Annotated in this window: 32 protein-coding genes and 1 pseudogene; 10 read left to right on the forward strand and 23 right to left on the reverse strand. The window is 70.6% G+C overall.

The genetic code is table 11. The features are described 5' to 3' along the window. Window positions 1-100, reverse strand: a 100-nt coding sequence (locus tag J0695_RS45700) for a CoA transferase (protein ID WP_372445816.1), incomplete at its 3' end; no start/stop codon positions are given. A gap of 13 nt (window positions 101-113) precedes the next feature. Here J0695_RS45700 and J0695_RS22560 point away from each other — a divergent pair. Together J0695_RS22560 and J0695_RS22565 are read left to right on the forward strand one after the other, a co-directional pair. Further along, a pseudogene (locus J0695_RS22560) lies at window positions 114-1,157 on the forward strand (CaiB/BaiF CoA transferase family protein); the annotation flags it as partial. Further along, window positions 1,154-1,951 carry an HpcH/HpaI aldolase/citrate lyase family protein gene (locus tag J0695_RS22565; protein WP_206963993.1) on the forward strand — a complete coding sequence of 266 codons (798 nt, stop codon included), beginning with the start codon at window positions 1,154-1,156 and terminating at the stop codon, window positions 1,949-1,951. The pseudogene J0695_RS22560 and the gene J0695_RS22565, both read left to right, overlap by 4 nt. Before the next feature lie 71 nt (window positions 1,952-2,022). Here the strand turns inward: J0695_RS22565 and lgt are convergent, their stop codons facing one another. The 9 genes from lgt to J0695_RS22605 form a co-directional block, all read right to left on the reverse strand. Then, window positions 2,023-3,012 carry a prolipoprotein diacylglyceryl transferase gene (gene lgt, locus J0695_RS22570; protein ID WP_206963995.1) on the reverse strand — a complete coding sequence of 330 codons (990 nt, stop codon included), beginning with the start codon at window positions 3,010-3,012 and terminating at the stop codon, window positions 2,023-2,025. Window positions 3,013-3,081: 69 nt separating this feature from the next. Beyond that, complete coding sequence (locus tag J0695_RS22575; protein ID WP_206963997.1) at window positions 3,082-3,909, reverse strand: DsbA family protein; 828 nt, start codon at window positions 3,907-3,909, stop codon at window positions 3,082-3,084. A 77-nt stretch (window positions 3,910-3,986) separates the two neighbouring features. Continuing rightward, complete coding sequence (gene trpA, locus J0695_RS22580) at window positions 3,987-4,808, reverse strand: tryptophan synthase subunit alpha (RefSeq protein ID WP_206963999.1); 822 nt, start codon at window positions 4,806-4,808, stop codon at window positions 3,987-3,989. Further along, window positions 4,805-6,049: a tryptophan synthase subunit beta gene (gene trpB, locus J0695_RS22585; RefSeq protein ID WP_206964001.1), complete on the reverse strand. Its 1,245-nt coding sequence runs from the start codon at window positions 6,047-6,049 to the stop codon at window positions 4,805-4,807. The genes trpA and trpB overlap by 4 nt, the downstream gene beginning before the upstream one ends. A gap of 129 nt (window positions 6,050-6,178) precedes the next feature. Further along, window positions 6,179-6,325 carry a tryptophan biosynthesis modulator TrpM gene (gene trpM / locus J0695_RS45705; protein ID WP_372445814.1) on the reverse strand — a complete coding sequence of 49 codons (147 nt, stop codon included), beginning with the start codon at window positions 6,323-6,325 and terminating at the stop codon, window positions 6,179-6,181. Window positions 6,326-6,334: 9 nt separating this feature from the next. Continuing rightward, the gene (trpC, locus tag J0695_RS22590; RefSeq protein WP_206964002.1) at window positions 6,335-7,144 is read right to left on the reverse strand and encodes an indole-3-glycerol phosphate synthase TrpC; all 810 of its coding nucleotides are present in this window, start codon (window positions 7,142-7,144) and stop codon (window positions 6,335-6,337) included. 149 nt (window positions 7,145-7,293) lie between these two features. After that, window positions 7,294-7,692 carry a DUF2752 domain-containing protein gene (locus J0695_RS22595; protein WP_206964054.1) on the reverse strand — a complete coding sequence of 133 codons (399 nt, stop codon included), beginning with the start codon at window positions 7,690-7,692 and terminating at the stop codon, window positions 7,294-7,296. Window positions 7,693-7,822: 130 nt separating this feature from the next. Beyond that, window positions 7,823-8,071, reverse strand: a complete 249-nt coding sequence (locus tag J0695_RS22600; RefSeq protein WP_206964004.1) for an HGxxPAAW family protein — start codon at window positions 8,069-8,071, stop codon at window positions 7,823-7,825. Window positions 8,072-8,157: 86 nt separating this feature from the next. Beyond that, window positions 8,158-8,820 (reverse strand): TIGR02234 family membrane protein, encoded by a 663-nt coding sequence (locus tag J0695_RS22605; RefSeq protein WP_206964056.1) that lies wholly within the window; start codon window positions 8,818-8,820, stop codon window positions 8,158-8,160. 260 nt (window positions 8,821-9,080) lie between these two features. On the opposite strand from J0695_RS22605, the gene J0695_RS22610 reads away from it, so the two are divergent. Next, window positions 9,081-10,325 (forward strand): S53 family peptidase, encoded by a 1,245-nt coding sequence (locus J0695_RS22610; RefSeq protein WP_206964006.1) that lies wholly within the window; start codon window positions 9,081-9,083, stop codon window positions 10,323-10,325. 12 nt (window positions 10,326-10,337) lie between these two features. Here J0695_RS22610 and J0695_RS22615 read toward each other — a convergent pair whose 3' ends face one another. Further along, window positions 10,338-11,837 (reverse strand): anthranilate synthase component I, encoded by a 1,500-nt coding sequence (locus J0695_RS22615; RefSeq protein ID WP_206964007.1) that lies wholly within the window; start codon window positions 11,835-11,837, stop codon window positions 10,338-10,340. A 79-nt stretch (window positions 11,838-11,916) separates the two neighbouring features. On the opposite strand from J0695_RS22615, the gene J0695_RS22620 reads away from it, so the two are divergent. After that, window positions 11,917-12,366: a hypothetical protein gene (locus J0695_RS22620; RefSeq protein WP_206964009.1), complete on the forward strand. Its 450-nt coding sequence runs from the start codon at window positions 11,917-11,919 to the stop codon at window positions 12,364-12,366. Window positions 12,367-12,374: 8 nt separating this feature from the next. On the opposite strand, the gene hisI is transcribed toward J0695_RS22620, so the two are convergent. Further along, window positions 12,375-12,728, reverse strand: coding sequence for a phosphoribosyl-AMP cyclohydrolase (gene hisI / locus J0695_RS22625; RefSeq protein WP_206964017.1), 354 nt, complete (start codon window positions 12,726-12,728; stop codon window positions 12,375-12,377). A gap of 83 nt (window positions 12,729-12,811) precedes the next feature. Between hisI and J0695_RS22630 the strand changes: the two genes are divergently transcribed. Continuing rightward, window positions 12,812-13,444: a TIGR03085 family metal-binding protein gene (locus J0695_RS22630; RefSeq protein ID WP_206964019.1), complete on the forward strand. Its 633-nt coding sequence runs from the start codon at window positions 12,812-12,814 to the stop codon at window positions 13,442-13,444. A gap of 31 nt (window positions 13,445-13,475) precedes the next feature. Here the strand turns inward: J0695_RS22630 and J0695_RS22635 are convergent, their stop codons facing one another. The 11 genes from J0695_RS22635 to hisD form a co-directional block, all read right to left on the reverse strand. After that, window positions 13,476-14,747 (reverse strand): MFS transporter, encoded by a 1,272-nt coding sequence (locus J0695_RS22635; RefSeq protein WP_206964020.1) that lies wholly within the window; start codon window positions 14,745-14,747, stop codon window positions 13,476-13,478. Window positions 14,748-14,856: 109 nt separating this feature from the next. Beyond that, window positions 14,857-15,195 (reverse strand): helix-turn-helix domain-containing protein, encoded by a 339-nt coding sequence (locus tag J0695_RS22640; protein ID WP_206964022.1) that lies wholly within the window; start codon window positions 15,193-15,195, stop codon window positions 14,857-14,859. After that, window positions 15,192-15,602 carry a type II toxin-antitoxin system RelE/ParE family toxin gene (locus J0695_RS22645; protein WP_206964024.1) on the reverse strand — a complete coding sequence of 137 codons (411 nt, stop codon included), beginning with the start codon at window positions 15,600-15,602 and terminating at the stop codon, window positions 15,192-15,194. Before J0695_RS22645 ends, J0695_RS22640 begins: the two co-directional genes overlap by 4 nt. A gap of 85 nt (window positions 15,603-15,687) precedes the next feature. Beyond that, window positions 15,688-16,443, reverse strand: a complete 756-nt coding sequence (gene hisF / locus J0695_RS22650) for an imidazole glycerol phosphate synthase subunit HisF (protein WP_206964027.1) — start codon at window positions 16,441-16,443, stop codon at window positions 15,688-15,690. Continuing rightward, on the reverse strand, window positions 16,440-16,838 hold the full coding sequence (locus tag J0695_RS22655) for a RidA family protein (protein ID WP_206964029.1): 399 nt from the start codon (window positions 16,836-16,838) through the stop codon (window positions 16,440-16,442). Before J0695_RS22655 ends, hisF begins: the two co-directional genes overlap by 4 nt. Next, window positions 16,835-17,566: a bifunctional 1-(5-phosphoribosyl)-5-((5-phosphoribosylamino)methylideneamino)imidazole-4-carboxamide isomerase/phosphoribosylanthranilate isomerase PriA gene (gene priA / locus J0695_RS22660; RefSeq protein ID WP_206964030.1), complete on the reverse strand. Its 732-nt coding sequence runs from the start codon at window positions 17,564-17,566 to the stop codon at window positions 16,835-16,837. Before priA ends, J0695_RS22655 begins: the two co-directional genes overlap by 4 nt. Beyond that, window positions 17,566-18,207 carry an imidazole glycerol phosphate synthase subunit HisH gene (hisH, locus tag J0695_RS22665; protein ID WP_372445815.1) on the reverse strand — a complete coding sequence of 214 codons (642 nt, stop codon included), beginning with the start codon at window positions 18,205-18,207 and terminating at the stop codon, window positions 17,566-17,568. Before hisH ends, priA begins: the two co-directional genes overlap by 1 nt. Continuing rightward, window positions 18,204-18,371, reverse strand: coding sequence for a CG2302 family histidine operon protein (locus J0695_RS22670; protein ID WP_206964033.1), 168 nt, complete (start codon window positions 18,369-18,371; stop codon window positions 18,204-18,206). The genes hisH and J0695_RS22670 overlap by 4 nt, the downstream gene beginning before the upstream one ends. A gap of 2 nt (window positions 18,372-18,373) precedes the next feature. Continuing rightward, complete coding sequence (gene hisB / locus J0695_RS22675) at window positions 18,374-18,967, reverse strand: imidazoleglycerol-phosphate dehydratase HisB (RefSeq protein ID WP_206964058.1); 594 nt, start codon at window positions 18,965-18,967, stop codon at window positions 18,374-18,376. Window positions 18,968-18,972: 5 nt separating this feature from the next. Next, window positions 18,973-20,079 carry a histidinol-phosphate transaminase gene (locus J0695_RS22680; protein ID WP_206964035.1) on the reverse strand — a complete coding sequence of 369 codons (1,107 nt, stop codon included), beginning with the start codon at window positions 20,077-20,079 and terminating at the stop codon, window positions 18,973-18,975. After that, complete coding sequence (hisD, locus tag J0695_RS22685; protein WP_307798721.1) at window positions 20,076-21,416, reverse strand: histidinol dehydrogenase; 1,341 nt, start codon at window positions 21,414-21,416, stop codon at window positions 20,076-20,078. Before hisD ends, J0695_RS22680 begins: the two co-directional genes overlap by 4 nt. A gap of 183 nt (window positions 21,417-21,599) precedes the next feature. On the opposite strand from hisD, the gene J0695_RS22690 reads away from it, so the two are divergent. From J0695_RS22690 to J0695_RS46385, 5 genes are all read left to right on the forward strand, one after another. Further along, window positions 21,600-23,123 carry an oxidoreductase gene (locus J0695_RS22690; RefSeq protein WP_206964063.1) on the forward strand — a complete coding sequence of 508 codons (1,524 nt, stop codon included), beginning with the start codon at window positions 21,600-21,602 and terminating at the stop codon, window positions 23,121-23,123. A gap of 188 nt (window positions 23,124-23,311) precedes the next feature. Continuing rightward, window positions 23,312-24,328, forward strand: a complete 1,017-nt coding sequence (locus tag J0695_RS22695) for a hypothetical protein (RefSeq protein ID WP_242553044.1) — start codon at window positions 23,312-23,314, stop codon at window positions 24,326-24,328. 5 nt (window positions 24,329-24,333) lie between these two features. After that, complete coding sequence (locus J0695_RS22700; RefSeq protein ID WP_206964043.1) at window positions 24,334-25,074, forward strand: LON peptidase substrate-binding domain-containing protein; 741 nt, start codon at window positions 24,334-24,336, stop codon at window positions 25,072-25,074. A 7-nt stretch (window positions 25,075-25,081) separates the two neighbouring features. Then, on the forward strand, window positions 25,082-25,579 hold the full coding sequence (gene ybaK / locus J0695_RS22705; protein WP_206964050.1) for a Cys-tRNA(Pro) deacylase: 498 nt from the start codon (window positions 25,082-25,084) through the stop codon (window positions 25,577-25,579). 39 nt (window positions 25,580-25,618) lie between these two features. Then, window positions 25,619-25,693, forward strand: a complete 75-nt coding sequence (locus J0695_RS46385; protein WP_465269125.1) for a hypothetical protein — start codon at window positions 25,619-25,621, stop codon at window positions 25,691-25,693. Window positions 25,694-25,829: the final 136 nt, after the last annotated feature.

Here is a 25,829-nt window from a genome sequence, read left to right on the forward strand (position 1 = left end):
AGAGGCCGACGCCGTCCTTCGAGGGGCCGTGGCCGCGCGAGGGGTCGGGGCGGGTGGGGTGTTCGACCTTGATGACGTCCGCGCCGAAGTCGCCGAGCATCGTGGCGGCCAGCGGCCCCTCGAAGGACGGCGTCGGCCTCTGGTGGAAGCTCCTCGGCCGCAACAAGCGCAACCTCACCCTCGATCTGTCCACCCCCGAGGGCCGGCAACTGCTGCTCCGGCTCGCCGCCACGGCCGACGTGATCATCGAGAACTTCCGCCCGGGCACTCTCGAAAAGTGGAACCTCGGCTGGCCCGAGCTGTCCGCGGCCAACCCCCGCCTGGTCCTGGCCCGGGTCACGGGCTTCGGCCAGTTCGGTCCGTACTCCCACCGCCCCGGATTCGGCACGCTCGCCGAGGCGATGAGCGGTTTCGCGGCGATCACGGGCGAGCCCGACGGGCCGCCGACGCTCCCCCCTTTCGGCCTCGCCGACTCCATCGCGGCGCTCGCGACCTCGTACGCGGTCATGACAGCCCTCGCCGCCCGCGACCGCACGGGCAACGGCCAGGTCGTCGACATGGCGATCATCGAGCCGATCCTGACCGTCCTCGGCCCGCAGCCGCTCTGGTACGACCAGCTCGGCTATGTCCAACCGCGCACCGGCAACCGCTCCCTCAACAACGCCCCGCGCAACACCTACCGCACGGCGGACGGCAGCTGGCTCGCGGTCTCCACCTCCGCGCAGTCGATCGCCGAGCGCGTGATGCGCCTGGTCGGCCGCCCGGAACTGATCGCCGAGCCGTGGTTCACGACGGGTTCGGGCCGGGCCGAGCACAGCGATGTGCTCGACGAGGCGGTCGGCAGCTGGATCGCCCGGCACACCCGCGAGGACGCGATGGCGGCCTTCGAGAAGGCCGAGGCAGCCATCGCGCCGATCTACGACATCCGCGACGTCATGGAGGACCCCCAGTACCGGGCCCTGGACTCCATCACCGAGGTGCCCGACCCCGAACTCGGCCCGCTCCGTATGCAGAACGTCCTCTTCCGGCTCTCCGAGACCCCGGGCGCGATCCACTGGGCCGGCCGGCCGCACGGCGCGGACACCGACGCGGTCCTGACCGAACTGGGCCTGTCCGGTGCCGAGATCACCGCACTGCGCACGACGGGCGCGCTATGACCGGACCGACGCCGCTGACCTGGCTGTACGCACCGGGCGACCGCCCCGATGTGGTCGCCAAGGCCCTCGTCTCCGGTGCGGACGTGGTGATCGTGGACCTGGAGGACGCGGTGGCACCGCACCGCAAGGAGTACGCCCGCGACGCCACGGCGGACCTCCTCGCACACCCCCACCCGGTCCCGGTCCACGTCCGTATCGGCATGGCCCAGGACATCGAGGCGCTCGCCCACCTCCCGGGCCTGTCCGCCTTCCGCCTCCCCAAGGTGACGCACCCCGAGGAGGTGGCGCAGGCCTCCGTCTGCGGAGTTCCGCTGTACGCACTGATCGAATCGGCGCTCGGCGTCGAGAACGCGTACGCGATCGCCACCGCCCACCCCTCCCTGCGGGGCATCGCCATCGGAGAGGCCGATCTCCGGGCCGATCTGGGGGTACGGGAGGACGCGGGCCTGGACTGGCCGCGCAGCCGGATCGTCGTGGCCGCCCGCGCGGCCGGTCTCGCCCCGCCCGCCCAGTCCGTCTTCCCCGACATCCGGGACCTGGAGGGTCTTGCAGCGAACTGCGCCCGGGGCCGCGCTCTCGGTTTCCTGGGCCGTACGGCCATCCACCCGCGCCAGTTGCCGGTGATCGAGCGGGCGTATCTGCCGTCGTCCCACGAGATCGAGGCGGCGGAGGAGATCGTGAAGGCGGCCGCCACGGACCGTGGTGCGCTCGCCCTGCCCGACGGCAGGTTCGTGGATGCGGCCGTGGTCGAGGGCGCGCAGCGCACTCTGGCGCTGGCGGCGCGGCTGCGTTGATCCACTGATGTGCGGGCACGGAGAGGGCCCCGGACCAGTGCTGGTCCGGGGCCCTCTCCGTACAGAAACGATCAGCCCTTTTTGGCGGTCTCCTCGGCGTCGGCGGACTCGGCCGTGACGCCGTCGTCGGCCTCCGCCTTGTCCTCCGCCGTGTCCTCCGCCTTGACCTCGGACTCGTCCTTCTTGGCCAGGTCGACCGCGTCGGCGTCGGTATCAGCGTCCGTGTCGGAGCCGTCCTCGTCCGCCATCGCGCCCGGCTCCACGATCTCCTCGCGGCCCGGCCGCACCTTCGCCGAGATGACGAAGTACGTCACGGCGAGCAGGAACATGATCAGCGCGGTCCAGTCGTTGAGCCGCAGACCCAGGATGTGGTGCGCGTCGTCGACGCGCATGTACTCGATCCAGAAGCGGCCCACGCAGTACGCGGCGACGTACAGCGCGAAGACCCGCCCGTGCCCGAGCCGGAAGCGCCGGTCGGCCCAGACGATCAGGGCGGCGACACCGAGGCACCAGAGCGACTCGTACAGGAAGGTCGGGTGGTACGTACCCGCGACCCGGTCAGTACCCTCGCTGATCTTCAGCGCCCACGGGACATCGGTCGGCTTGCCGTAGAGCTCCTGGTTGAACCAGTTGCCCCAGCGGCCGATGGCCTGGGCGATGACCAGCCCTGGTGCCATCGCGTCGGCCCAGGCCGGCAGCGGGATCCCGCGACGACGGCAGCCGATCCAGGCGCCGACCGCGCCGAGCGCGACCGCACCCCAGATACCGAGGCCGCCTTCCCAGATCTTGAAGGCGTCGATCCAGTCCTTGCCGTCGCTGAAGTACAGCTCGTAATCGGTGATGACGTGGTAGAGCCGTCCGCCCACCAGGCCGAAGGGCACCGCCCACACGGCGATGTCGGCCACGGTGCCGGCATTGCCGCCCCGGGCGATCCAGCGCTTGTTGCCGTACCAGACGGCGACGAAGACACCGATGATGATGCAGAACGCGTAGCCGCGCAGCGGGATCGGTCCAAGATGGATCACGCCGGTCGACGGGCTGGGGATATAGGCAAGATTCATGGCAGAGCCGACGCTACCCTGCCGGGTGGGAGAGCGGACAACCCACCCGGCAACGGCTGGGTAACGAGGTCAGCCGGTGGTGCTGGGGCTGGGCGAGACCGTCCCGGCCTTCTTGCCCTTGTTCGCCTCCGCCACCCACTTCTTGAGGTTGGCCGGCGTGATGGACTCGTCGCCCTTCTTCGGGAAGACCGCGTCCCCGTTGAGCAGCACCGTCGGCGTCCCGCTGTAACCGCTGTTCTGGAAGGCCGTGTTGGACTTCTTCACCCAGCTGTCGTGCTTCCCGTCGTTCACACAGGACTGGAACGTGGCCGTGTCGAGGCCGTCCACCTTGCCCGCCAGCTCGATCAGACGGCTGTTCTTGGCGAAGGCGTCGTCCGTCTCCTCGGGCTGGTTCTCGTAGAGCACGTCGTGGTACGCGGGGAACTTCCCGGCGTCCTGCGCGCAGGCGGCCGCGTTGGCGGCGCGCAGCGAGCCGCTGCCGCCCATGTTGCCGTCGATCAGCGTGGCGAGGTGGTACTCGACCTTGATCTGGCCGGTGTTCTCCAGCTCATGGATGGTGTCCCTGAAGCTGTTCTCGAACTGGCCGCAGGCCGGGCAGCGGAAGTCCTCCCACACGGTGAGCGTCGACGGTGCGTCGCTCGCGCCCACCGGGATCGCCAGGCTGTCCTTGCCCTGCGCCCCCTTGGGCGCCACGGCCGGGCCGCTCGCGCTGGAGGTCTTGTCACTGCCGGAGTTGGCCACCACCACCCCGATCACCGCAGCGATCGCCAGCACGGCGACCACCGCGCCTCCGACGATCAGCGCGCGCTTGCGCTTCTCGGCCGCCTGCTGCTTCTCGCGGTCGATCTTGAGCTGCTCTCGGGCAGTTCGCTTTCCATCACGGTTCTTCTCGCTCACACCCGGGCAACGAACCGGGGAGGCACGAGCGTGCCTCCCCGGCCCTACTTCCACCCATATGGGTGACAGAAAAGGGGTCAGACCCGGCGTACGCCCTGGGCGAGCTCGCCGGCCAGTTCCCGTACGGCTTCCAGGCCCGCGGCTTCGTCCGGCGCGTCCAGCATCCGCTTGACGAAGGCCGAGCCGACGATCACTCCGTCGGCGAAGGCGGCGACCTCCTTGGCCTGGACGGCGTTGGACACCCCGAGCCCGACGCAGACGGGGAGTTCGGTCGTCGCCCTGGTCCGCCGGACCAGCTCCTGGGCCTCCGCGCCCACCGATACGCGGGTGCCGGTGACGCCCATCAGAGAGGCGGCGTACACAAAGCCGGAACCTGCGGCGGTGATCTCCGCGAGGCGTGCGTCCTTGCTGCTGGGCGCGACGACGAAGACGGTCGCGAGACCGTGCTTCGCCGCGTGCTCGCGCCACATCCCGGCCTCCTGGACCGGCAGATCGGGCAGGATGCACCCGGCGCCGCCCGCCTCGGCGAGCTCGGCGGTGAAGCGTGCGATGCCGTAGCGGTCGATCGGGTTCCAGTACGTCATGACGAGGATCGGGGCACCCGTGGCCTCGTACGCCTCGCGGACCGTGCGCATCACGTCGGCGATCTTCACCCCGCCCTTGAGCGCGATGTCGTCGGCGGTCTGGATGACCGGGCCGTCGAGCACCGGGTCGCTGTGCGGCAGCCCGACCTCGACGACGTCCGCGCCGCCCGCGATGACGGACTTCACGGCGGCGATCGCGCCGTCGACGGTGGGGAATCCGGCCGGGAGGTACGCGATGAGCGCGGCCCGGTCCTCGGACTTCGCCTTGGCGAGGACCTGCCCCAACAGCTCTGTGTTTCCGGTGTGTCCGCTCACTTGGCCCCCTCCGCCTTGCCGTCGTACAGCCCGAAGTAACGGGCCGCGGTGTCCATGTCCTTGTCGCCGCGGCCGGACAGGTTGATGACGAGCAGCCCGTCCTTCCCCAGCTCCTTGCCGAGGTCCAGCGCGCCGGCGAGCGCGTGCGCGGACTCGATGGCCGGGATGATGCCCTCGGTGCGCGAGAGCAGCCGCAGCGCCTGCATGGCCTGGTCGTCGGTGACCGCGCGGTACTCGCCGCGTCCTGTGTCCTTCAGATACGCGTGCTCCGGGCCGATGCCGGGGTAGTCGAGCCCCGCCGAGATCGAGTAGGGCTCGGTGATCTGGCCCTCCTCGTCCTGCAGGACGTACGACCGCGAGCCGTGCAGGATGCCCGGCTCGCCCGCGGACAGGGTGGCCGCGTGCTCCCCGGTCTCGATGCCGTGCCCGGCGGGCTCGAAGCCCACGAGCCGTACACCGGCGTCCGGGATGAAGGCGTGGAAGAGGCCGATGGCGTTGGATCCGCCGCCGACGCACGCGGCGACGGCGTCGGGCAGCCGTCCCGCGCGCTCCAGGATCTGGCGGCGTGCCTCGACGCCGATGACCCGGTGGAAGTCGCGGACCATGGCGGGGAAGGGGTGCGGTCCCGCGACGGTGCCGAAGAGGTAGTGCGTGCGGTCCACATTGGCGACCCAGTCGCGGAACGCCTCGTTGATGGCGTCCTTGAGGGTCCTGGAGCCGGACTTCACGGAGACGACCTCGGCGCCGAGCATCCGCATCCGGGCGACGTTGAGCGCCTGGCGCTCGGTGTCGATCTCGCCCATGTAGATGGTGCATTCGAGCCCGAAGAGCGCACAGGCGGTCGCGGTGGCGACGCCGTGCTGGCCGGCCCCGGTCTCCGCGATGACCCGGGTCTTGCCCATACGCCGGGTGAGCAGCGCCTGGCCGAGCACGTTGTTGATCTTGTGCGAGCCGGTGTGGTTGAGGTCCTCGCGCTTGAGGAACACCCGTGCGCCACCGGCGTGTTCGGCGAACCTGGGCACCTCGGTGAGGGCGCTGGGCCGGCCGGTGTAGTTGACCATCAGGTCGTTGAGCTCGGCCGAGAAGGCGGGGTCGACCTTGGCCTTGTCGTACTCCACGGCGACCTCGTCGACCGCGGCGACGAGCGCCTCGGGGATGAACTTGCCGCCGAACTCGCCGAAGTAGCCCGCGGAATTGGGGACTTGTCCCTCGGGATCGGGAATGAAGAAGCTGCTGGACATGCGCGTGCTCCTGACCAGGAGTGAATGCTTGAAGGGGTCGCGAGATACGCCGACAGACATCATCACAGGTACGGGCATCTCAAGCCCGTCCGGCGATTGAGGACAAACGGCCGGAGGCCGTGCCCGGAGTCAGCGCAAGCCGCGCCATCGCATTCCGTTGATCTGACCCGGCTCGGAGCCGATGTGGTACCGCACGCGCCGCCCCCGCACCCGACGCGCGGGCGCGCGGCAGCCACGGGGCTTGCACCCCCGTGCGAGTCGGGCGGAGATGGCCATGGCTTCGGGTCAGCCCCGTCCGTGGCGGAGCGCCGGGTGGGCGCCTGCGGCGACCAGGTCGGCGACGGCCGCGCGCGGGTCGCGCCCGGTGACCAGGGACTCGCCGACCAGGACGGCGTCCGCGCCGGCGTTGGCGTACGCGATCAGGTCGTGCGGGCCGCGGACGCCGGACTCGGCGATCTTCACGATGTGGTCCGGGATCTCCGGCGCGACGCGCTCGAAGGTGCCGCGGTCGACCTTGAGGGTCTTGAGGTCACGGGCGTTGACGCCGATGATCCGGGCCCCGGCGTCGACGGCGCGCTCGACCTCGTCCTCGTCGTGCACCTCGACGATCGGGGTGAGGCCGATGGAGTGGGCGCGCTCGATCAGCGAGACCAGCGCCTCCTGCTCCAGGGCGGAGACGATCAGCAGCGCGAGGTCGGCGCCGTAGGCCCGTGCCTCCCACAGCTGGTACGCGGTGACGATGAAGTCCTTGCGCAGGATGGGCGTGTCGACCTTGGCCCGTACGGCTTCCAGGTCTGCCAGGGATCCGCCGAAGCGGCGCTCCTCGGTCAGTACGGAGATGACGGCCGCGCCGCCCGCCTCGTAGTCGGCGGCGAGAGCGGCGGGGTCGGCGATCGCGGCCAGCGCGCCCTTGGAGGGGCTGGAGCGCTTGACCTCGCAGATGACCTTCACGCTGTCGCCGCGCAGGGCGGCGACTCCGTCCCTCGCCCGGGGCGCGTTCGCGGCGCGCTCCTTGAGCTCGTCGAGGCTGACGCGTGCCTGCCGCTCCGCGAGGTCGGCGCGTACGCCCTCGATGATCTCGTCGAGCACACTCACGCGAGCGGCCCCCTTCCGGGACGGTGTGGACGGTTGTCCAGTGGTTGTCTTCGGGTCTTCTTCAGCCATGACGTTCAGCCATCCTGATGGTATCCGCAGATGGGCGAAGGGCCCGCATCCGGTTGACGCCGGTCCCACTACCTGGGCATTTACGGGATGAGTGCCGATCCGAAGGGCAGGTTCCGGACAATGGAGAAGATCAGCGCGACGGCGCCGATCGCCCACCACCAGCGTGCGGAGACGCTGATCCGCATCGGCTGGTTCCGTACCGCGCGGACGATCCAGAACACCATCACCACGGCGAAGACGCCGTAGCCGACGACGGCCAGTGCGTTGTCGCCGAGTGCGGTGACCAGATCCCCGTGGGCGACCGCGTAGGCGCTGCGCAGACCGCCGCAGCCGGGGCAGTAGACCCCGGTGATCGCGTACAGCGGGCAGACCGGGTAGTGGCCGGGGTGGTTGGGGTTGACGGAGCCGACGTACGCGAAGGCCGCCGCGACCCCGGCGATGCTGCCCACCGGGGTGAGGAGCCGGCGGACCAGCGGCATCGGCGCCGGGGCTGGCGCGGGGGTGACGAAGGCTGCGGGAGGCTCCACTGTTTCCACCTGGTGATTGTCGCCTTTCACGCGCGAAGGCGCAGCCCGGAGGGGCTGCGCCTCATGACGAATGCGCGGTGGTTCAGCGCGTCTGCATCTCGCCCGCGCGGATCCGGGCCTGGCGGGTGGCCTCGGACTCCTTCGGCAGGCCCATGCCGGCGGCCTTCATACCGAGGCCGACGACTCCACCGAGGACGATGACGACCAGTCCGGCCACGACCCCGAGCGGGCTGGCAAGGACCATGAAGGCGCCCCCGACGCAGAAACCGATGAAGGCGATGATGACGCCGGTCCAGGCGGCCGGGGTGTGTCCGTGGCTGGTGCCCGCCATGAGTTGCTCCTCGTTGCTTGCGTTGCTGTGTGTCGAAAGCTCGCCGCCCATTGTTCCGTACGGGAGCTCAGGGCGTCAGCTGGGGGTCACTCTTCGCGCGTCGGGTCCTCGCCCCGGTCGAGCGCCTTCCAGATCTCCTCGGGGCGCTCCGGGTCCGGTGCGGTGCGGGCCTTGCGCGGGCGGGGGCTGCCGTCGCGTTCGTAGCGGCCGGACATCGCGGGCCAGTGCTTGCCGTACCGCAGGGCGAGGAGGCCCGCGAGGAGGATCAGCACGGCGCCGGCGGCGGTGACATAGGGCCATGCCGTATGGGTGAGCGCGTCGATGGTGGCCGCGGTGTCGCCCGCGGTCCTGGCGGCCTTCTCGTCGAGCGCGGCGCTGTCGGACGCGCCGACGAAGGCGGCGGCAGCGGCTCCGGCGCCGCACAGGGCGAGCAGTGCGGAGACGAGGAGCCGGCCGGCCTTGCGTACGGCGAAGACCGCGACCAGGGCGGCCAGGCCGACGATGGTGAGCGCCGTGGGGACGCCGGTGACGTCACCGCCGGAGGCCTTCAGCGGGACGGCTCCGCCGCCGACCGCGACCGTGCCCTCGGCCCAGGTCTGGCCCGAGGTCATGAGAACGACGGCAGCGCCGATGGCGCCGAGCAGCAGGGCGATGCCGAGGCTGCGGCGGCCTCCGGACGAGGCGGCGGCTGCATCGGCTTCGGGGCCGGATTCGGTTCGGGGCTGGGGTACGGCGGTCACGTACTCCACTATCCCCTGCGCGGCGGCCGGGCCGACAGCCGGGCCCCGGGTCAACCCGCGTAGACCCCTGTCATGCCCATGCTCTGGTCAGCGATCGGCCATCGAAGTCCCCGCAAAGCAAAGCGGAGGTAGAGCTTCCAGGAATCACCTTGTTGACGTGCTCGGGTCACACCTACGTTTCGCATCGGCCCGTCGCCCACCAGGCGCAACAGGCTGCACAGCGCACCCGCACCCCCTCTTCGGTTCACCGACCTCTCGGAGGCATCTCGATGCGCAGACCCCTCACCCTCGCCGCGGCGGCTTCGTTCGCCACGGCGTTGCTCGCCTTCGCCGCCCCCTCGGGCGTCGCGGCGCCCGCATCATCCCCCCACGGCATCACCGTCGCCCGCGCCTGTGCGGCGCCGACGCAGCCGAACGTCATGGCCTGCAAGGCACTTCGGGTCAGCAGCGGCACCGTGCACGCCGCGAAGACCGAGACCATCAAGCCGAACGCCGCCGCCGCTGCCCCCTCGGGCTACGGCCCCACCCAGCTGCAGGCCGCCTACGGGCTGACCTCGGCCGCCGCCTCCAACGGCAGCGGCGCGACGATCGCGATCGTGGACGCGTACAACGACCCGAACGCCGAGGCGGACCTCGCCAAGTACCGTACGCAGTACGGACTTTCGGCCTGCACCACAGCCAACGGCTGCTTCAAGAAGGTCAGCCAGACCGGCTCCACCACCTCGCTGCCCGCCTCCGACGCCGGCTGGTCGGAGGAGATATCCCTCGACCTCGACATGGCCAGCGCCGTCTGCCCCAACTGCCACATCCTCCTCGTCGAGGCGAAGACCGCGTCCATGGCGAACCTCGGCACCGCGGTCAACGAGGCGGTCACCCTCGGCGCCAAGTACGTCTCCAACAGCTACGGCGGCTCCGAGTCCTCCAGCGACACGAGCTACGACACCAAGTACTTCAACCACCCGGGCGTCGCGATCACAGTCAGCGCGGGCGACTCCGGCTACGGCGCGGAGTACCCGGCGGCCTCGAAGTACGTGACATCGGTGGGCGGCACCGCGCTCTCCACCTCGTCGAGCACCCGCGGCTGGGCCGAGACCGTCTGGTCCACGTCCTCCACCGAGGGCACGGGGTCCGGCTGCTCGGCGTACGACGCCAAGCCCACCTGGCAGACCGACACCAGTTGCACCAAGCGGATGATCTCCGACGTCTCGGCGGTCGCCGACCCGGCCACGGGTGTGGCGGTCTACGACTCCTACGGAATCACCGCGGGCTGGTACACCTTCGGCGGAACCAGCGTCTCCTCGCCGATCATCGCGGCGGTGTACGCCATCTCCGGCACCCCGTCCACCGGCTCCTACCCGGCCGCGTTCCCGTACGCCCACACCTCGTCGCTCAACGACGTGACCAGTGGGTCGAACGGCACCTGCACGGTCTCGTACTACTGCACCGCGAAGTCCGGCTACGACGGCCCGACGGGCCTCGGCACGCCGAGCGGAACGGCAGCCTTCACCGGCTGATGCGGAACTGGTTCACCGGCTGATCCTGTTGGCCGTGTGCACCGCGCGGAGCACGGCGGCCGCCTTGTTGCGGCACTCCGTGTCCTCCGACACCGGGTCGGAGTCGGCTACCACGCCGGCTCCGGCCTGCACGTACGCGGTGCCGTTCCTGAGCAGCGCGGTACGGATCGCGATGGCCGTGTCGGAGTCGCCCGCGAAGTCGAGATAGCCGACGCAGCCCCCGTACAGACCGCGCCGGGAGGGCTCCAGCTCGTCGATGATCTGCATCGCCCGGGGCTTGGGCGCGCCGGAGAGCGTGCCCGCGGGGAAGCAGGCGGTCAGCACGTCGAAAGCCGTACGGCCCTCCGCGACCCGCCCGGTCACGGTCGACACGATGTGCATCACATGCGAGTACCGCTCCACCGACATGAAGTCGACGACCTCGACGGACCCCGGCTCGCAGACCCGCCCCAGGTCGTTGCGCCCGAGGTCGACCAGCATCAGGTGCTCAGCCCGCTCCTTGGGATCGGCGAGCAGCTCGTCGGCGAGCGCCTGGTCCTCCTGCGGGGTGGCGCCGCGGTGCCGGGTCCCCGCGATCGGGTGGACCATGGCCCGCCCGTCCTCGACCTTGACCAGGGCCTCGGGGCTGGAGCCCACCACATCGAACCCGTCGAAGCGGAAGAGGTACATGTACGGGGACGGATTGGTGGCCCGCAGCACCCGGTAGACGTCCAACGCGCTTGCGGTGCACGGGGTTTCGAAGCGCTGGGACGGTACGACCTGGAAGGCCTCGCCCGCCCTGATCCGCTCCTTGATGTCGACGACGGCGTCCTGATAGGCCTTGCCGCCCCACAGCGCGGTGACTGATTCTTTCCAAAGCGCCGGCAGTTCGGAGGCGGGCAGCTCGACGGGCACGCTCGCAACAGCCACCCCCAGATCGGCCTCCATCGCGTCGAGCCGGCCGACGGCGTCCGCGTACGCCTCGTCGACACCGCTCTCCAGGTCGTTGTGGTTGATCGCGTTGGCGATCAGCAGCACCGACCCCTCCCAGTGGTCCATGACGGCCAGGTCCGAGGTGAGCAGCATCGTCAGCTCGGGCAGCTGGAGGTCGTCCCGCTCGCCGGGACCGATCTTCTCCAGGCGGCGCACGATGTCGTACCCGAGATAGCCGACCATCCCGCCGGTGAAGGGCGGCAGCCCGCCGGCCAGGTCGTGGGGGGTGTGCAGCGCCTCGACGGTGGCGCGCAGCGCCAGCAGCGGGTCGCCTTCGACCGGCACCCCGACGGGCGGGGTGCCCTGCCAGTGGGCCTGCCCGTCGCGGGTGGTGAGGGTGGCGGCGGACCGTACGCCGATGAAGGAGTAGCGGGCCCAGGTCCTTCCGTTCTCCGCGGACTCCAGCAGGAACGTGCCGGGGCGCTCGGCGGCAAGCTTGCGGTAGAGCCCGACCGGGGTGTCGCCGTCCGCGAGCAGCCGGCGGCTGACGGGGATGACACGGCGGTCGACGGCGAGCTTGCGGAAGGTCTCAAGGTCCATGACGAAGAGCTTAGAGCTGTACGGGAGGCGCTCGGCGTTGCGGGCCGAGGAGTGGAACACGGTCCGCTAGAACCGAGTAATGCTCCAGACCTTGCTCGCTTCGGCCGCAGCCCTGACCGCACTTCTCCCGGGCCCTCCGGCGTCCTGGCCCGCTCCCGCCGACGTACCGGCGCGAGTGCGGGCGGCCGGGCTGACGATGCTCGACGAGGAGGCGATGACCATGCACATCCATCCGCACCTCGAGGTGTTCGTGGACGGCCGGCCGATGACGGTCCCGGCGGACATCGGCATCGACCGCTCGGGCCCGAAGCCCCGCTACAGCCCGCTCCACACCCATGACACGAGCGGAGTGGTGCACGTCGAGTCGGCGACCTGGCGGGACTTCACCCTGGGCCAGCTGCTGACCGAGTGGGGCGCACCGCGCACGGACGGGCGCGGTTACGTCAACGGCCGCGCGCACCAGGGCGACCCGGCCCGCATCGTGCTGCACGACCAGGACGAGATCAGGCTCGTGTACGGCCGCTCCTGACCCAGCTGCTAACCGAGCAGCACATCCGCGTCGAAACAGGTCCGGTCGCCCGTGTGGCAGGCGGCCCCGACCTGGTCGACCCTGACGAGCAGCGTGTCGCCGTCGCAGTCCAGCGCCACCGACTTCACATGCTGGAAGTGCCCCGAGGTGTCGCCCTTGACCCAGTACTCCTGGCGGCTGCGCGACCAGTACGTGCAGCGCCCGGTGGTCAGCGTCCGGTGCAGCGCCTCGTCGTCCATCCAGCCCAGCATCAGCACCTCACCGGTGTCGTACTGCTGGGCGACGGCCGGTACCAGGCCTTCGGCGCCGCGCTTCAGGCGGGCGGCGACGGCGGGGTCGAGATTGCTGGGCGTGCTGGTCATACGACCATTGTGCCGCGCCCCACGGACATCCCGGACGTGCGTCCACTGGGCGGACCGGGCCCCTCGGTCGTACCCTTGCGTCCATGTCGACCCATGCCAAGCGTGAACGACTTCTCCTCGCCGATCTGTTGGAGGCGGCCGGACCGGACGCCCTGACGCTCTGCGACGGCTGGAAGACCCGCGAACTCGCCGCCCATGTGGTGGTGCGCGAGCGCCGTCTGGACGCGGCGGGCGGAATCATGATCGGGGCCCTCAAGGGACGCCTCGAACGGGTCCAGGCGGAGTTCGCGGCGAAGCCGTACGAGGAGCTGATCCAGCTCATCCGTACGGGGCCGCCGAAGTTCTCCCCGTACGCCCTCAAGCAGGTCGACGAGGGTGCGAACGCGGTGGAGTTCTTCATCCACGCCGAGGACGTCCGCCGCGCCCAGCCCGACTGGAGCCCGCGCGATCTCGACCCGGTCTTCTCGGACGCGCTCTGGCGGCGCCTGGAGAAGGCGGCCCGGCTGATGGGGCGCAAGTCCCCCGTGGGGCTGGTGCTGCGCCGTCCGGACGGCCAGACGGCGGTGGCGCACCGGGGCGCACCGGTGGTGACGGTGACCGGTGAGCCGGGCGAGCTGACGCTCTTCGTGTACGGGCGGCAGGACGCGGCCCGGGTGGAGCTGGACGGCGACAAGGACGCTTCGACGAAGGCGCTGGAAGCCAAACTCGGGCTCTGAGCTCCACGCAGCTCTCGCACCGCCCTGCGGCTTACGCCCGCATCTCCGGCAGCTCCGCACCCCGTACCGCCCGGGACGCGAGCCCTACCGTCGCGCCCAGCGCGCTGAGCACGCCGCCCGCGATGTAGAGGGGGCCGGTGCCGATGACCCCGGTCAGGACACCGAAGAGGGGGTACGCGAGCGGGGCGATGCCCACGCCGGTGAAGGCCATGACCGAGCTGACCCGGCCCAGATACGCAGGGTTGGTGGCGGTCTGGATCAGGCTGGTGGCCAGCCCGCCGCAGACCCCGCTTGCCAGCCCGGACAGCAGGGCGATCATGGCGGCTCCGGGCAGCGAGGGGATCAGGCCGATCGCGGCGATGCCCCCGGAGGCGACGACCAGGGAGATGTTCTGCAGCATGCCGGCGCGCGGGAGACGCCCGCGTACGGTCAGGAGCAGTGCCATCGATGTCGTGCCCACACCGAAGGCCCCCGAGATCCAGCCCATGCCCGCCGCGCCCCAGCCGCGCTCGTCGCAGAGCAGCACCAGGCCCACGGTGAGCGGGGCGATGATGCCGAACTGGCTCATGGCACCGGAGAGCACGAGCGGGCCGATCACCTTGTGGCGGCGGATGTACGACAGGCCCTCGACCAAGTCCCGCCAGGGGGTGGTGGGTTCGGTGTCTTTGATCGTGGCGTCGACGGGGAGCGAGCCGATCCGTACCGCCCACAGGAGCACGAGCGAGAGGCAGAACAGGCCGCCCGCGAGGGCGAATGCGGCGGCCGAGCCGCCAAGTCCCATGGCCAGACCGGCGAGAGGCGGGGCAGTGGTGCGCGAGAGGCGGCCCGCCAGCATCACCATGCTCTGCAGCCGTACGACTTCGGAGGGCTCGGTGATGCGCGGCGGCAGCGCACCGACCGCCGGCAGGAACAGCGCGTCGACGACCCCGAACACCAGCGCCACCGCGATGAGCACCCACAGCCCCGGCGAGGAGAAGACCAGCGCGGCGGCAACGGCCAGGATCACCAGGCAGCGCAGGGCGTCGGAGCCCAGGACGACGGCCCGCGGCCCGAAGCGGTCGGCGACCACTCCCCCGCCGAGCATCAGCACCGCCCGGGGGATGGAGCCCATCGCCATGACGATCCCGACCTGAGCGGGTGTGGCGACGGCGTTGGCGGCCCAGGCGAGGGCGACGAAGTAGATCCCGTCGCCGAGGAGCGAGGCGCTGTAGGCGACGAGCCACCTCAGCACATTGCGGTCGCGGTAGGCGGGCCGCGCCCGTATCGCTCCGGTGGCCGTGTCCTTCTTCGCTGCCGCTTCCATGGTCTCCCTGCTCACAGTTCGCTCAGCAGGGAGGACCGTAAGGGCATGAGCGACACATTCGCAACCGAATGAGCGGACGGGGCGGCCCGCCTCGCGGCTCGACCACGCGTCAGGCGAGAACCACGGATTCGTCTCCGAAGTTGGCGACCAACTGCAGCTGCCCACCGAGCGCGGCGACGTACGCGGCGAGGGTGTCGACCTCGCTGCGGTTGATCTTTCCGCGCTCGATGTCCGAGACCCGCGCCTGGGAGATCCCCATCCGCTGGGCGAGCTCGACCTGCGTGGTGTGCTGACGCTTGCGGATCTCGGCGAGGCGGTACGCGCGGACCTGCGCCAGCATCACTTCAGTGAGCCGCGCCATTACCTCACGGTCCTCGTCGTCAAACAGCTCCCCCTTGAGCTCGTCCCAGGTAACCGCTCCTGCCGGGAGTTCTCGGTCTGCATTCATGTCCGGCATCCGCCTTCCTGCCCTTCGACCTGCCCCGTCGCACTTTGCCCCTCGGTCGCTTCGAGGTAGGCACCGTAGGCCTCTTCGGCCTGTTTGATCGCCTTCGAGTACCAACTCGACCAACGACCCGACTTGTCTCCAGCAACGAGAAACACTGCCCGCCGCTGAGGATCGAATACGAACAGCAACCGCACCTCTGTAGCGCCAACCGATGCCGGTCTCAGCTCCTTCAGGTTGGCAATCGACGACCCTGTGACCGTATCCGCGAGCGGCCGACCCAGAGCAGGCCCCTCTCGCACCAGCACGTCAATCGCCGATCCGATCTGTCGCGCCGTGGCACGGTCCTTGCTGCGCAACTCGCGTAGCCACGCGCGCGCAGGTTCGATCACCACTACGGTCCACGCCATCTGTGGCTGCCCCACTTCCCAATATAACCCTTGCGCAGTACAATGCAAGGGTTATGAATTGGTTACGGCAACCGGGTGAACCGGATCAGCGGACCGGGTGACCCGCCTCGCGGAGAGCGTCCTTGACCTGGGAAATGCGCAGGTCGCCGAAGTGGAAGACCGAGGCGGCCAGGACCGCGTCCGCGCCCGCGTCGATCGCCGGCGGGAAGTCGGCGAGGCGGCCCGCGCCGCCGGAGGCGATGACGGGGACGGTCACGTGCTTGCGTACGGCCGCGATCATCTCCGTGTCGTAGCCGTCCTTGGTGCCGTCGGCGTCCATGGAGTTGAGCAGGATCTCCCCCGCACCCAGCTCGGCCGCCCGGTGCGCCCATTCGACCGCGTCGATCCCGGCCGACCTGCGTCCGCCGTGGGTCGTCACCTCGAAGGAGCCCGATGCCGTACGACGGGCGTCGACCGACAGGACCAGGACCTGGCGGCCGAAGCGCTCGGCGATCTCGCGGATCAGGTCGGGGCGGGCGATGGCCGCCGTGTTGACGCCCACCTTGTCCGCGCCTGCCCTCAGGAGTTTGTCGACGTCCTCGGTCGTACGGACGCCGCCGCCGACCGTGAGCGGGATGAAGACCTGCTCGGCGGTGCGGCGGACCACGTCGTACGTCGTCTCGCGGTTGCCGGAGGACGCCGTGATGTCGAGGAAGGTCAGCTCGTCCGCGCCCTCGGCGTCGTACAGCTTGGCCATCTCGACCGGGTCGCCCGCGTCGCGCAGGTTCTCGAAGTTGACGCCCTTGACGACCCGGCCGTTGTCCACGTCCAGGCAGGGGATCACGCGTATGGCGAGGCTCACGCGGACTCCCCCCGATAGGCCTCGATCTCGACCTCGACGACCAGGCTCGGGTCGACGAAGCCGGAGACGATGATCATCGATGCGGCCGGGCGGACCGCGTCGAAGATCTCCTTGTGGGCGCGGCCCACGTCGTCGACGTCCCGGGCATGGGTGATGTACATCCGGGTGCGGACCACGTGGCTCGCGTCCAGGCCGAGCTCCTTGAGCGCGTCGACCGCCACGCCGAAGGCGGCGGTCGCCTGCTCGTACGGGCCGCCTTCGGCGATCCGGCCGTTGACGACGGCGGTGCAACCCGACAGCAGGACAAGGCCGTTGGGCAGTTCCACGGCCCGGGAGTAGCCGAAGCTCTCCTCCCAGGGACCACCGGAGCTGATCTTGCGTACGGAGTCCGTCATGAGGAGACCACCTTCAGGGCTTCTTCGAGCGTGAAGGCCTCCGCGTACAGGGCCTTTCCTACGATCGCGCCCTCCACGCCCTCGGGGACGAGGGAGGAGATGGCGCGCAGGTCCTCCAGGGACGAGACGCCGCCCGAGGCGACGACCGGCTTGTCGGTGGCGGCGCAGACGTTCTTCAGGAGCTCCAGGTTCGGGCCCGTGAGGGTGCCGTCCTTGGCGATGTCGGTGACGACGTAGCGGGCGCAGCCCTCGGAGTCGAGGCGTGCCAGGGTCTCGTAGAGGTCGCCGCCGTCGCGGGTCCAGCCGCGGCCGCGCAGGGTCGTTCCCCGTACGTCCAGGCCCACCGCGATCTTGTCGCCGTACTCGGCGATGACCTTGGCGACCCACTCCGGGGTCTCCAGCGCGGCGGTGCCGAGGTTGACGCGGGTGCAGCCGGTGGCGAGGGCCGCGGCGAGCGTGGCGTCGTCGCGGATGCCGCCCGAGAGTTCGACCTTGATGTCCATCGCGGCCGAGACCTCGGCGATGAGCTTACGGTTGTCGCCGGTCCCGAAGGCGGCGTCCAGGTCGACCAGGTGCAGCCACTCGGCGCCCGCACGCTGCCAGGTGAGAGCGGCCTCCAGCGGGGAGCCGTAGGAGGTCTCGGAACCCGACTCGCCGTGTACGAGGCGGACCGCCTGGCCGTCGCGGACGTCCACGGCGGGAAGGAGTTCGAGCTTCTGCGAGGGCATCAGAGGGTTCCGATCCAGTTGGTCAGCAGCTGGGCGCCGGCGTCGCCGGACTTCTCGGGGTGGAACTGGGTCGCCCACAGGGCGCCGTTCTCGACGGCCGAGACGAAGCGCTCGCCGTGGGTGGAGAAGGTGACGCGCGGGGCCCGGATGGCCGGGTTGGTGACTTCCAGGGACCAGTCGTGGGCCGCGTAGGAGTGCACGAAGTAGTAGCGGGATCCGGCGTCCAGGCCCGCGAAGAGCTGGGAGTCGGCGGGGGCGTCGACCGTGTTCCAGCCCATGTGCGGCACCACGTCCGCCTTGAGCGGGCCGACCGTGCCGGGCCACTCGTCCAGGCCCTCGGTCTCCACGCCGTGCTCGATGCCGCGCTCGAAGAGGATCTGCATGCCGACGCAGATGCCCATCACGGGGCGCCCGCCGGAGAGGCGGCGGCCGATGATCCAGTCGCCGCGCGCCTCCTTGAGGCCCTGCATGCAGGCGGAGAAGGCGCCGACGCCGGGGACCAGGAGGCCGTCCGCCGCCATGGCCGTCTCGTAGTCGCGGGTGATCTCGACGTCCGCGCCGACGTGGGCCAGCGCGCGCTCCGCGGAGCGGACGTTGCCGAATCCGTAGTCGAAGACCACGACCTTCTTGGACGTGGTCATGACCAGACTCCCTGGAGGCGCAGGATGCCGGCGAGCAGGCACATCACCGCGCTGAGGGAGAGCAGGACGATGAGGCTGGCCGGCATCTTCTGCTTGTAGAAGGAGTAGACACCGCCCAGGAGGAAGAGGCCGAGGACGATCAGGATGGTGTTGAGGCCAGTCATGCTTACAGCGCGCCCTTGGTCGAAGGAAGGATGCCCGCCGCACGCGGGTCGTGTTCGGCTGCGTAACGCAGCGCCCGTGCAAGGGCCTTGAACTGGCACTCGACGATGTGGTGGGCATTGCGCCCGTACGGCACGTGCACGTGCAGGGCGATCTGCGCCTGTGCGACGAAGGACTCCAGGATGTGCCGGGTCATCGTCGTGTCGTACTCGCCGATCATCGGCGCCATCTTCTCGGGCTCCGTGTGCACGAGGTACGGGCGGCCCGAGAGGTCCACGGTCACCTGGGCGAGGGACTCGTCGAGGGGGACCGTGCAGTTGCCGAAGCGGTAGATGCCGACCTTGTCTCCGAGCGCCTGCTTGAAGGCGGCGCCGAGCGCGAGGGCGGTGTCCTCGATGGTGTGGTGCGAGTCGATGTGCAGGTCGCCCTCGGTCTTGACCGTGAGGTCGAAGAGGCCGTGGCGGCCGAGCTGGTCGAGCATGTGGTCGTAGAAGCCGACGCCGGTCGACACATCGACCTTGCCGGTGCCGTCGAGGTTGATCTCGACGACGACCGAGGTTTCCTTCGTCGTGCGCTCGACGCGCCCGATACGGTCCACGCGGCTCATGCGGTGATCTCCTTGTGCAGTCTGCGTACCGCTTCGAGGAACGCATCGTTCTCGGCCGGGGTGCCGACCGAGACGCGGAGCCATCCGGGCACTCCGTTGTCGCGGATCAGCACGCCGTGGTCGAGGATCGCCTGCCAGGCGGCGTGGGCGTCCTCGAAGCGGCCGAACTGGATGAAGTTGGCGTCGGACGCCGTGACGTCGTAACCGATGGTGCGCAGCTCGGAGACGAGGCGGTCGCGCTCGGTCTTCAGCTGCTCGACGTAACCGAGGAGCGTGTCGGTGTGCTCCAGGGCGGCCAGTGCGGTCGCCTGGGTGACCGAGGAGAGGTGGTACGGCAGCCGGACCAGCTGTACGGCGTCCACGACGGCCGGGTCGGCGGCCAGATAGCCCAGACGCAGGCCCGCGGCGCCGAAGGCCTTGGACATGGTCCGGGAGAGGACCAGGCGCGGGCGGCCCTCGATCAGCGGGAGGAGCGACGGGGCGTGGCTGAACTCGCCGTATGCCTCGTCGATCACCACCATGGAGGGCTTGGCCGCCTGCGCGGCCTCGTGCAGCGCAAGGACCGTCTCGGCTCCGACGGCGGTGCCCGTGGGGTTGTTGGGCGAGGTGATGAAGACGACGTCGGGCTTCTCGGCGGCGATGACCGCGCAGGCCGCCGCCACGTCGATGGTGAAGTCCTCGCTGCGCGGTCCGGAGATCCAGCCGGTGCCGGTGCCGCGGGAGATGAGGGCGTGCATCGAGTACGAGGGCTCGAAGCCGATGGCGGTGCGGCCGGGCCCGCCGAAGGTCTGCAGCAGCTGCTGGAGGACCTCGTTGGAGCCGTTGGCCGCCCAGACGTTGGCCGTGGAGACCTCGTGGCCTGCGGTGCGGCTGAGGTAGGCGGCGAGTTCCGTGCGGAGCTCGACCGCGTCCCGGTCGGGGTAGCGGTTGAGGTCGCGGGCCGCTTCCTTCACGCGCTCGGCGATGCGCTCGACGAGGGCGGGCGGGAGCGGGTAGGGGTTCTCGTTGGTGTTGAGGCGGACGGGGACGTCCAACTGGGGCGCGCCGTAAGGGGACTTGCCGCGCAGTTCGTCCCGTACGGGAAGATCGTCAATGCCGGTCATGATCCGCTCGGCACCTTCCATCCGAAGCGCGCCTTCAGGGCCGCGCCATGTGCGGGCAGATCCTCGGCGTCGGCGAGCGTGACGACGTGGTGCGTCACCTCGGCGAGGGCGTCGCGTGTGTAGTCGACGATGTGGATGCCGCGCAGGAAGGACTGGACGGAGAGGCCCGAGGAGTGGCAGGCGCAGCCGCCGGTGGGCAGGACGTGGTTGGAGCCGGCGCAGTAGTCGCCGAGGGAGACCGGGGACCAGGGGCCGACGAAGACCGCTCCGGCGTTGCGGACGCGTTCGGCGAGCGCGGCGGCGTCGGCGGTCTGGATCTCCAGGTGCTCGGCGCCGTACGCGTTGACGACCGCGAGGCCGTCCTCGATGTTCTCGACAAGGACGATCGCGGACTGCCTGCCTGCCAGCGCCGGGGCGATCCGCTCGTCGCGGTGCTTGGCGGCGTCGACCTGCGGCGCCAGCTCCTTCTCCACCGCGGCCGCGAGCTCCGCGGAGTCGGTGACCAGGACGGCCGCGGCGAGCGGGTCGTGCTCGGCCTGGCTGATCAGGTCGGCGGCGACGTGCACCGGGTCGGCCGTGTCGTCGGCGAGGACGGCGATCTCGGTGGGGCCGGCCTCGGCGTCGATGCCGATGCGGCCCGCGAAGTAGCGCTTGGCCGCGGCGACCCAGATGTTGCCGGGGCCCGTGACCATGTTGGTCGGGGGGCAGGACTCGGTGCCGTACGCGAACATCGCGACGGCGGTGGCGCCTCCGGCCGCGTACACCTCGTCGATGCCGAGCAGCGCGCAGGCGGCGAGGATCGTGGGGTGCGGGAGGCCGTCGAACTCGGCCTGGGCCGGGGACGCCAGAGCGATCGAGGGGACGCCCGCCTCCTGCGCCGGGACCACGTTCATGATCACGGAGGAGGGGTAGACGGCGCGGCCGCCGGGTGCGTACAGACCCACGCGGTCGACCGGCACCCACTTCTCGGTCACCGTGCCGCCGGGGACGACCTGGGTGACCTGGGTGGTGCGGCGCTGCTCGCGGTGGACGATGCGGGCCCGGCGGATGGACTCCTCCAGGGCGGCCCTGACCTCGGGGGCGAGCTGCTCCAGGGCGTTGGCCAGGGCGGCGGCGGGCACGCGCACCTGTTCCATCCGTACACCGTCGAATTTCTCCGCGAAGTCGATCAGCGCCGCGTCGCCACGATGATGCACGTCCTCGCAGATGGGCCGCACCTTCTCCAGGGCGGCGCTCACGTCGAAGTCGGCACGGGGCAGCAGGTCGCGCAGGGCGGCACCCTCGGGGAGGACATCACCGCGCAGATCGATTCGGGCCAGAGAGATATATGGCAGCACAAGAACAATTCTCTCAGACGCCCTCAGGCGCCCGTCGCCCGTATCAATGGCTGATACACACCGTGGCCTCCCCTCGTGACCACTAGCGTTCGATCCATCACTCATGGGCAGGGAGGGGCTGCAGTGGCCGAGGCGCAGCAGGACGGGGATGCGCCCGACTGGCTCAGCGGTGCGGAGCTGGGGATGTGGCAGGCCTTCCGCAACGGGAGCACCTACGACCTGCGTACCCGCGACCCGTCCGTCGACGACCCGATGTCCGGCCACGCCTGGGCTCCCGAGCGCACGGTCCGCGCCCGGGTCGTGGCCCTGCTGCTGCTCAGCGGGCCGCCGGCACTGGCGGGTCGGGTGGCGGCGCTCAAGCTGGACGGGGTGCAGATCAGCGGGACGCTCGATCTCTCGGGCGGCACGGTCACCCCGTACGTCGAGCTGAACAACTGCCGCTTCGAGAACGAGGTGCTGCTGCCCGAGTGCCGCTTCGCCACGGTCCGCATGGTCGGCTGCGCGATCCCCCGCCTGGAGGCCGCCCGGCTGCACACCGAGGGCGATCTGCATCTGCCGCGCTGCCGGGTGCCGGGCGGGATCCGGCTCACCGACGCCCATATCGGCACCGATCTGCTGATCAGCCAGATCGTGGTGGGCCCGGACCGCAAGGGCAGGTCGATCGCCGCCGACGGCATGCTCGTCGCCCAGGACCTGCAGGCCGAGCAGATCGAGTCGCACGGCGAGATCAGTCTGCGCGCGGCGAAGGTCGGCGTCTCGCTGAGCCTCAACGGCAGCAGGCTGCTCAATCCGGGCGGGCGCCGGGCGCTGAACGCCCCGCAGCTGACGGTCGAACGGACTTTCTATCTGACAGAGGCCGCGGTGTACGACGACGCCACTCCGCCGTACGGAAGGAACCAGACCCCGGCGCGCGGCACCCGTATCCAGCCGCTGGTGTGCGAGGGCGGGATGCGTCTTGACGACGGCCGGTTCGGGGACGCGGTGGACTTCCAGGGCGCGCAGTTCGTGATGCGCGGCGACCAGGAGCTCTCGTTGCGCCGGATCCAGACGCCCGAGCTGCGTTTCCTCGGTGAGCGGCCGGAGCAGGGGAAGGTGGTCCTCTCGGGCGCCAGGGTGGTGAATCTGGCCGACATGTCGACGAGCTGGCCCGGCCCCGGCGGCCTGGAGATGGGCGGCTTCGCGTACGAGAACCTCATCCCGGTCGGGCGCTTCCCGCTCACACAGCGGCTGGAATGGGTCCTGGCCGCGACCCCGGAGTACGCCCCCGAGCCGTACGAACGCCTCGCCTCGGTCCTGCGCGGCAGCGGCGAGGACGCCGACGCCCGCGAGGTGCTCCTCGCCAAGCAGCGCCGACGGCGCGAGACGCTGCCGCTGGCCGCGAAACTGTGGGGCTATCTGCAGGACTGGACGGTCGCGTACGGCTACCGGCCGGGCCGGGCCGCGCTGTGGATGGCGGTCCTGTGGGCGGCAGGCACGCTGGCCTTCTCGCGCTACGACCCGGCGCCGATCCAGCCGGACCAGCACCCGCAGTGGAACGCGGCGCTCTACGCCCTGGACCTGCTGGTCCCGGTGATCAACCTCGGCCAGGACGGTTACTGGAAACTGTCCGGCGGCTGGCAGTGGGCGGCCGCGGCGCTGATCCTGCTGGGCTGGATCCTGGCGACGACGGTGGCGACCGGTGCGTCCCGATTGCTGCGCAGGGGGTAGTTCCGACCCGGCCGTCGTGTGAGGCCATCGGTAACAGCACCCAGAACGGCCCGCACCCATATCCGCATACCCGACCCGCTTCTTTACCGGGCCTTGACCCGGCGTCGTACAACCATCACGGCCTCTGCCAAAGCTTCACAGTGGCCCACTGGCGCCGCTCCCACCTGCGGTTTTCAATGGTTTTCACCATGTCATTCGTACGCGCCCTGATCGGTACCAAGCGCATGCTCCGGCATACGCCACCGCTCGCCCCCGGCCTGCCCGCCGACGACGAGATACTGCTCGACGCCCCTGACGAGCGTCTCGCCCCCGCGCTGGTCTCCGCTGCTCTGGGCGAGTACGGACCTGCCGCCAAGCTCCTGGCGACCACCCGCGACGCCGCCGAGTGGGAGAACCGCGACCGGTACGTCATGCGGCTCGCCGCCTTCGCGCACAGCCGTCACGAGTGGCTCGCCAACTGGCTGGGCGCCGCCCCGGAGGACCCCGACGCGCTGCTGGTCAAGGCGGAGCTCGCCGTCGTACGGGCCTGGGAGTCGCCTGCGCGCGCCGAGCTGCTGCGCGAGATCGGCCCGCTGATCAGCGCGGCGGCCGACGCCGACCCGCGCGACCCGGTGCCCTGGCGCGTCGCGCTCGACCACGCCCGCGGCACCCACGCCACGCACACCGCCTTCGAGTCCCTGTGGGGGCAGGCGGTCAGGCGCTCCTCGCACCACTACGGCTGCCATGTGGCCGCCCTCCAGTACCTCTCGGCCCAGTGGTACGGCTCGCACCGCGAGTGCTTCGACTTCGCCGAGCAGGCCGCCCAGGACTCCCTCCCCGGCTCGCTGGTCCAGGCACTCCCGGTCCGTGCGGCCTTCGCGTACCTCCTCAACGGCGGGCGGCTTGCCGTCGCATCGGACCGGATCGACGCGGCCGCCGACATCGCGATCGCGCTCTCCTCGGGATACGGGGTCGGCGACGCCTGGCCGGCCGAGGTCCGCAATCTCCTCGCGTACGTCCTGATCAGGCGGGAGCGCTGGGCCGACGCCTTCGAGCAGTTCCGCCTGATCGGCCCCTACGCGACGTCGTTCCCGTGGGCGCAGCTGGGCGACGATCCGCTGGGCCGCTTCCTCGAACTGCGCGACACCGTACGCATCAGGACCGCCGCCACGACGCCTCTGGGCCAGGCGGCCGGACGTCGCCGCTCCGGCGGCCATTACGCTTGAGCGTTGTGACCACCGTCTCTCTCCCTCTCTTCCCGCTCAACTCGGTGCTGTTCCCGGGCTTGGTGCTGCCCCTGAACATCTTCGAGGAGCGTTATCGCGCCATGATGCGCGAGCTGCTCAAGACCGACGAGGAAGAGCCGCGCCGCTTCGCCGTGGTGGCCATCAGGGACGGCCACGAGGTCGCCCCGACCGCCCCCGGCATGCCGGACCAGACCAACCGGCTGGAGCGCGGCCCCTCTGCGGGCTTCGGCACCGACCCGGTCAAGGCCTTCCACGAGGTGGGCTGCATCGCGGACGCGGCGACGATCAGGGAGCGCGAGGACGGCAGCTTCGAGGTCCTCGCGACGGGCACGACACGGGTGAAGATCCTCTCGGTGGACGCGAGCGGCCCGTTCCTGACGGCCGAGCTCGAAGAGCTGGAGGAGGACAGCGGCGACGGCGCCGGCGCGCTCGCCGCGGGCGTCCTGCGCGCCTTCCGCAACTACCAGAAGCGGCTGGCCGGAGCCCGCGAACGCTCGCTCGCCACCGGAGCGGACCTCCCCGACGAGCCGTCGGTGGTCTCCTACCTGGTCGCGGCGGCCGTCGTCCTGGACGTACCGGCGAAGCAGCGCCTGCTCCAGGCCCCGGACACGGCGGCGCGCCTGCGCGAGGAACTGAAGCTCCTGCGTGCCGAGACGGCGGTCATCCGCCACCTCCCGTCGCTGCCCGCCACGGAGCTGACGCGGCACCCGACGAACCCCAACTGAGGCCCCCATGGCGAAGAAGCCCAAGAAGCAGTCCGGCGGCACCCCGGCGACGGTCGCTCTGACGGCGGCAGGCACGCCGTACACCCTGCACGCGTACGCACACGACCCGGCGGCCCCCTCGTACGGCGAGGAGGCCGCAGAGGCGCTGGGAGTCGCCCCCGACCGGGTCTTCAAGACCCTGCTCGCGGACGTGGACGGCGAGCTGACGGTGGCGGTGGTACCGGTGTCGGGCTCGCTGGACCTCAAGGCCCTGGCCACGGCGGTGGGCGGCAAGCGGGCGGCGATGGCGGACCCGGCGGCGGCGGAGCGCTCGACGGGCTACGTCCTGGGCGGCATCTCGCCCCTGGGCCAGCGCAAGAGGCTCCGTACGGTGCTGGACTCCTCTGCCTCGGCGCACCCCACGGTGTGCATCTCGGCGGGCCGCCGCGGCCTGGAAGTGGAACTGTCCCCTTCGGACCTGGCGACGCTGACGTCCGCGGTGCTGGCGCCGATCGGGCGTGCGTAGGGTCTCGACGGGACGGGCGTCCTCGTTTACGACGGACACATGTCCAAAAAAACGCGCATGCGGAAATGGCGGATCAAGAAGAACAAATCGAACCACGGCCGCCGTCCGGCCTGAGCCGATCGGTTCGGGGGCGGCCCCGTCGCCTTTCCGGGGGCTCCGCCCCCGAACCCCCGCTCCTCAATCGCCCCCAAGCTCTTAAGGAGCAGGGGGGACCCCCTTGAGGGGCTTGATTTTGCCCGCTACCGGCTTG

The sequence above is a fragment of the Streptomyces beijiangensis genome, from assembly GCF_017315755.1.
Lineage (GTDB): Bacteria > Actinomycetota > Actinomycetes > Streptomycetales > Streptomycetaceae > Streptomyces > Streptomyces beijiangensis.

Bases quoted from the DNA above. Each gene is read 5' to 3' on its own strand.
- J0695_RS22565 (WP_206963993.1), top strand. From the start codon at position 1,154: ATGACCGGACCGACGCCGCTGACCTGGCTGTACGCACCGGGCGACCGC.
- lgt (WP_206963995.1), bottom strand. From the start codon at position 3,012: ATGAATCTTGCCTATATCCCCAGCCCGTCGACCGGCGTGATCCATCTT.
- trpB (WP_206964001.1), bottom strand. From the start codon at position 6,049: ATGTCCAGCAGCTTCTTCATTCCCGATCCCGAGGGACAAGTCCCCAAT.
- trpM (WP_372445814.1), bottom strand. From the start codon at position 6,325: ATGGCCATCTCCGCCCGACTCGCACGGGGGTGCAAGCCCCGTGGCTGC.
- J0695_RS22595 (WP_206964054.1), bottom strand. From the start codon at position 7,692: ATGCCGCTGGTCCGCCGGCTCCTCACCCCGGTGGGCAGCATCGCCGGG.
- J0695_RS22600 (WP_206964004.1), bottom strand. From the start codon at position 8,071: ATGGCGGGCACCAGCCACGGACACACCCCGGCCGCCTGGACCGGCGTC.
- J0695_RS22610 (WP_206964006.1), top strand. From the start codon at position 9,081: ATGCGCAGACCCCTCACCCTCGCCGCGGCGGCTTCGTTCGCCACGGCG.
- J0695_RS22615 (WP_206964007.1), bottom strand. From the start codon at position 11,837: ATGGACCTTGAGACCTTCCGCAAGCTCGCCGTCGACCGCCGTGTCATC.
- J0695_RS22620 (WP_206964009.1), top strand. From the start codon at position 11,917: ATGCTCCAGACCTTGCTCGCTTCGGCCGCAGCCCTGACCGCACTTCTC.
- hisI (WP_206964017.1), bottom strand. From the start codon at position 12,728: ATGACCAGCACGCCCAGCAATCTCGACCCCGCCGTCGCCGCCCGCCTG.
- J0695_RS22630 (WP_206964019.1), top strand. From the start codon at position 12,812: ATGTCGACCCATGCCAAGCGTGAACGACTTCTCCTCGCCGATCTGTTG.
- J0695_RS22635 (WP_206964020.1), bottom strand. From the start codon at position 14,747: ATGGAAGCGGCAGCGAAGAAGGACACGGCCACCGGAGCGATACGGGCG.
- J0695_RS22640 (WP_206964022.1), bottom strand. From the start codon at position 15,195: ATGAATGCAGACCGAGAACTCCCGGCAGGAGCGGTTACCTGGGACGAG.
- J0695_RS22645 (WP_206964024.1), bottom strand. From the start codon at position 15,602: ATGGCGTGGACCGTAGTGGTGATCGAACCTGCGCGCGCGTGGCTACGC.
- J0695_RS22655 (WP_206964029.1), bottom strand. From the start codon at position 16,838: ATGACGGACTCCGTACGCAAGATCAGCTCCGGTGGTCCCTGGGAGGAG.
- priA (WP_206964030.1), bottom strand. From the start codon at position 17,566: ATGCCCTCGCAGAAGCTCGAACTCCTTCCCGCCGTGGACGTCCGCGAC.
- hisH (WP_372445815.1), bottom strand. From the start codon at position 18,207: ATGACCACGTCCAAGAAGGTCGTGGTCTTCGACTACGGATTCGGCAAC.
- J0695_RS22670 (WP_206964033.1), bottom strand. From the start codon at position 18,371: ATGACTGGCCTCAACACCATCCTGATCGTCCTCGGCCTCTTCCTCCTG.
- J0695_RS22680 (WP_206964035.1), bottom strand. From the start codon at position 20,079: ATGACCGGCATTGACGATCTTCCCGTACGGGACGAACTGCGCGGCAAG.
- J0695_RS22690 (WP_206964063.1), top strand. From the start codon at position 21,600: ATGTGGCAGGCCTTCCGCAACGGGAGCACCTACGACCTGCGTACCCGC.
- J0695_RS22695 (WP_242553044.1), top strand. From the start codon at position 23,312: ATGTCATTCGTACGCGCCCTGATCGGTACCAAGCGCATGCTCCGGCAT.
- ybaK (WP_206964050.1), top strand. From the start codon at position 25,082: ATGGCGAAGAAGCCCAAGAAGCAGTCCGGCGGCACCCCGGCGACGGTC.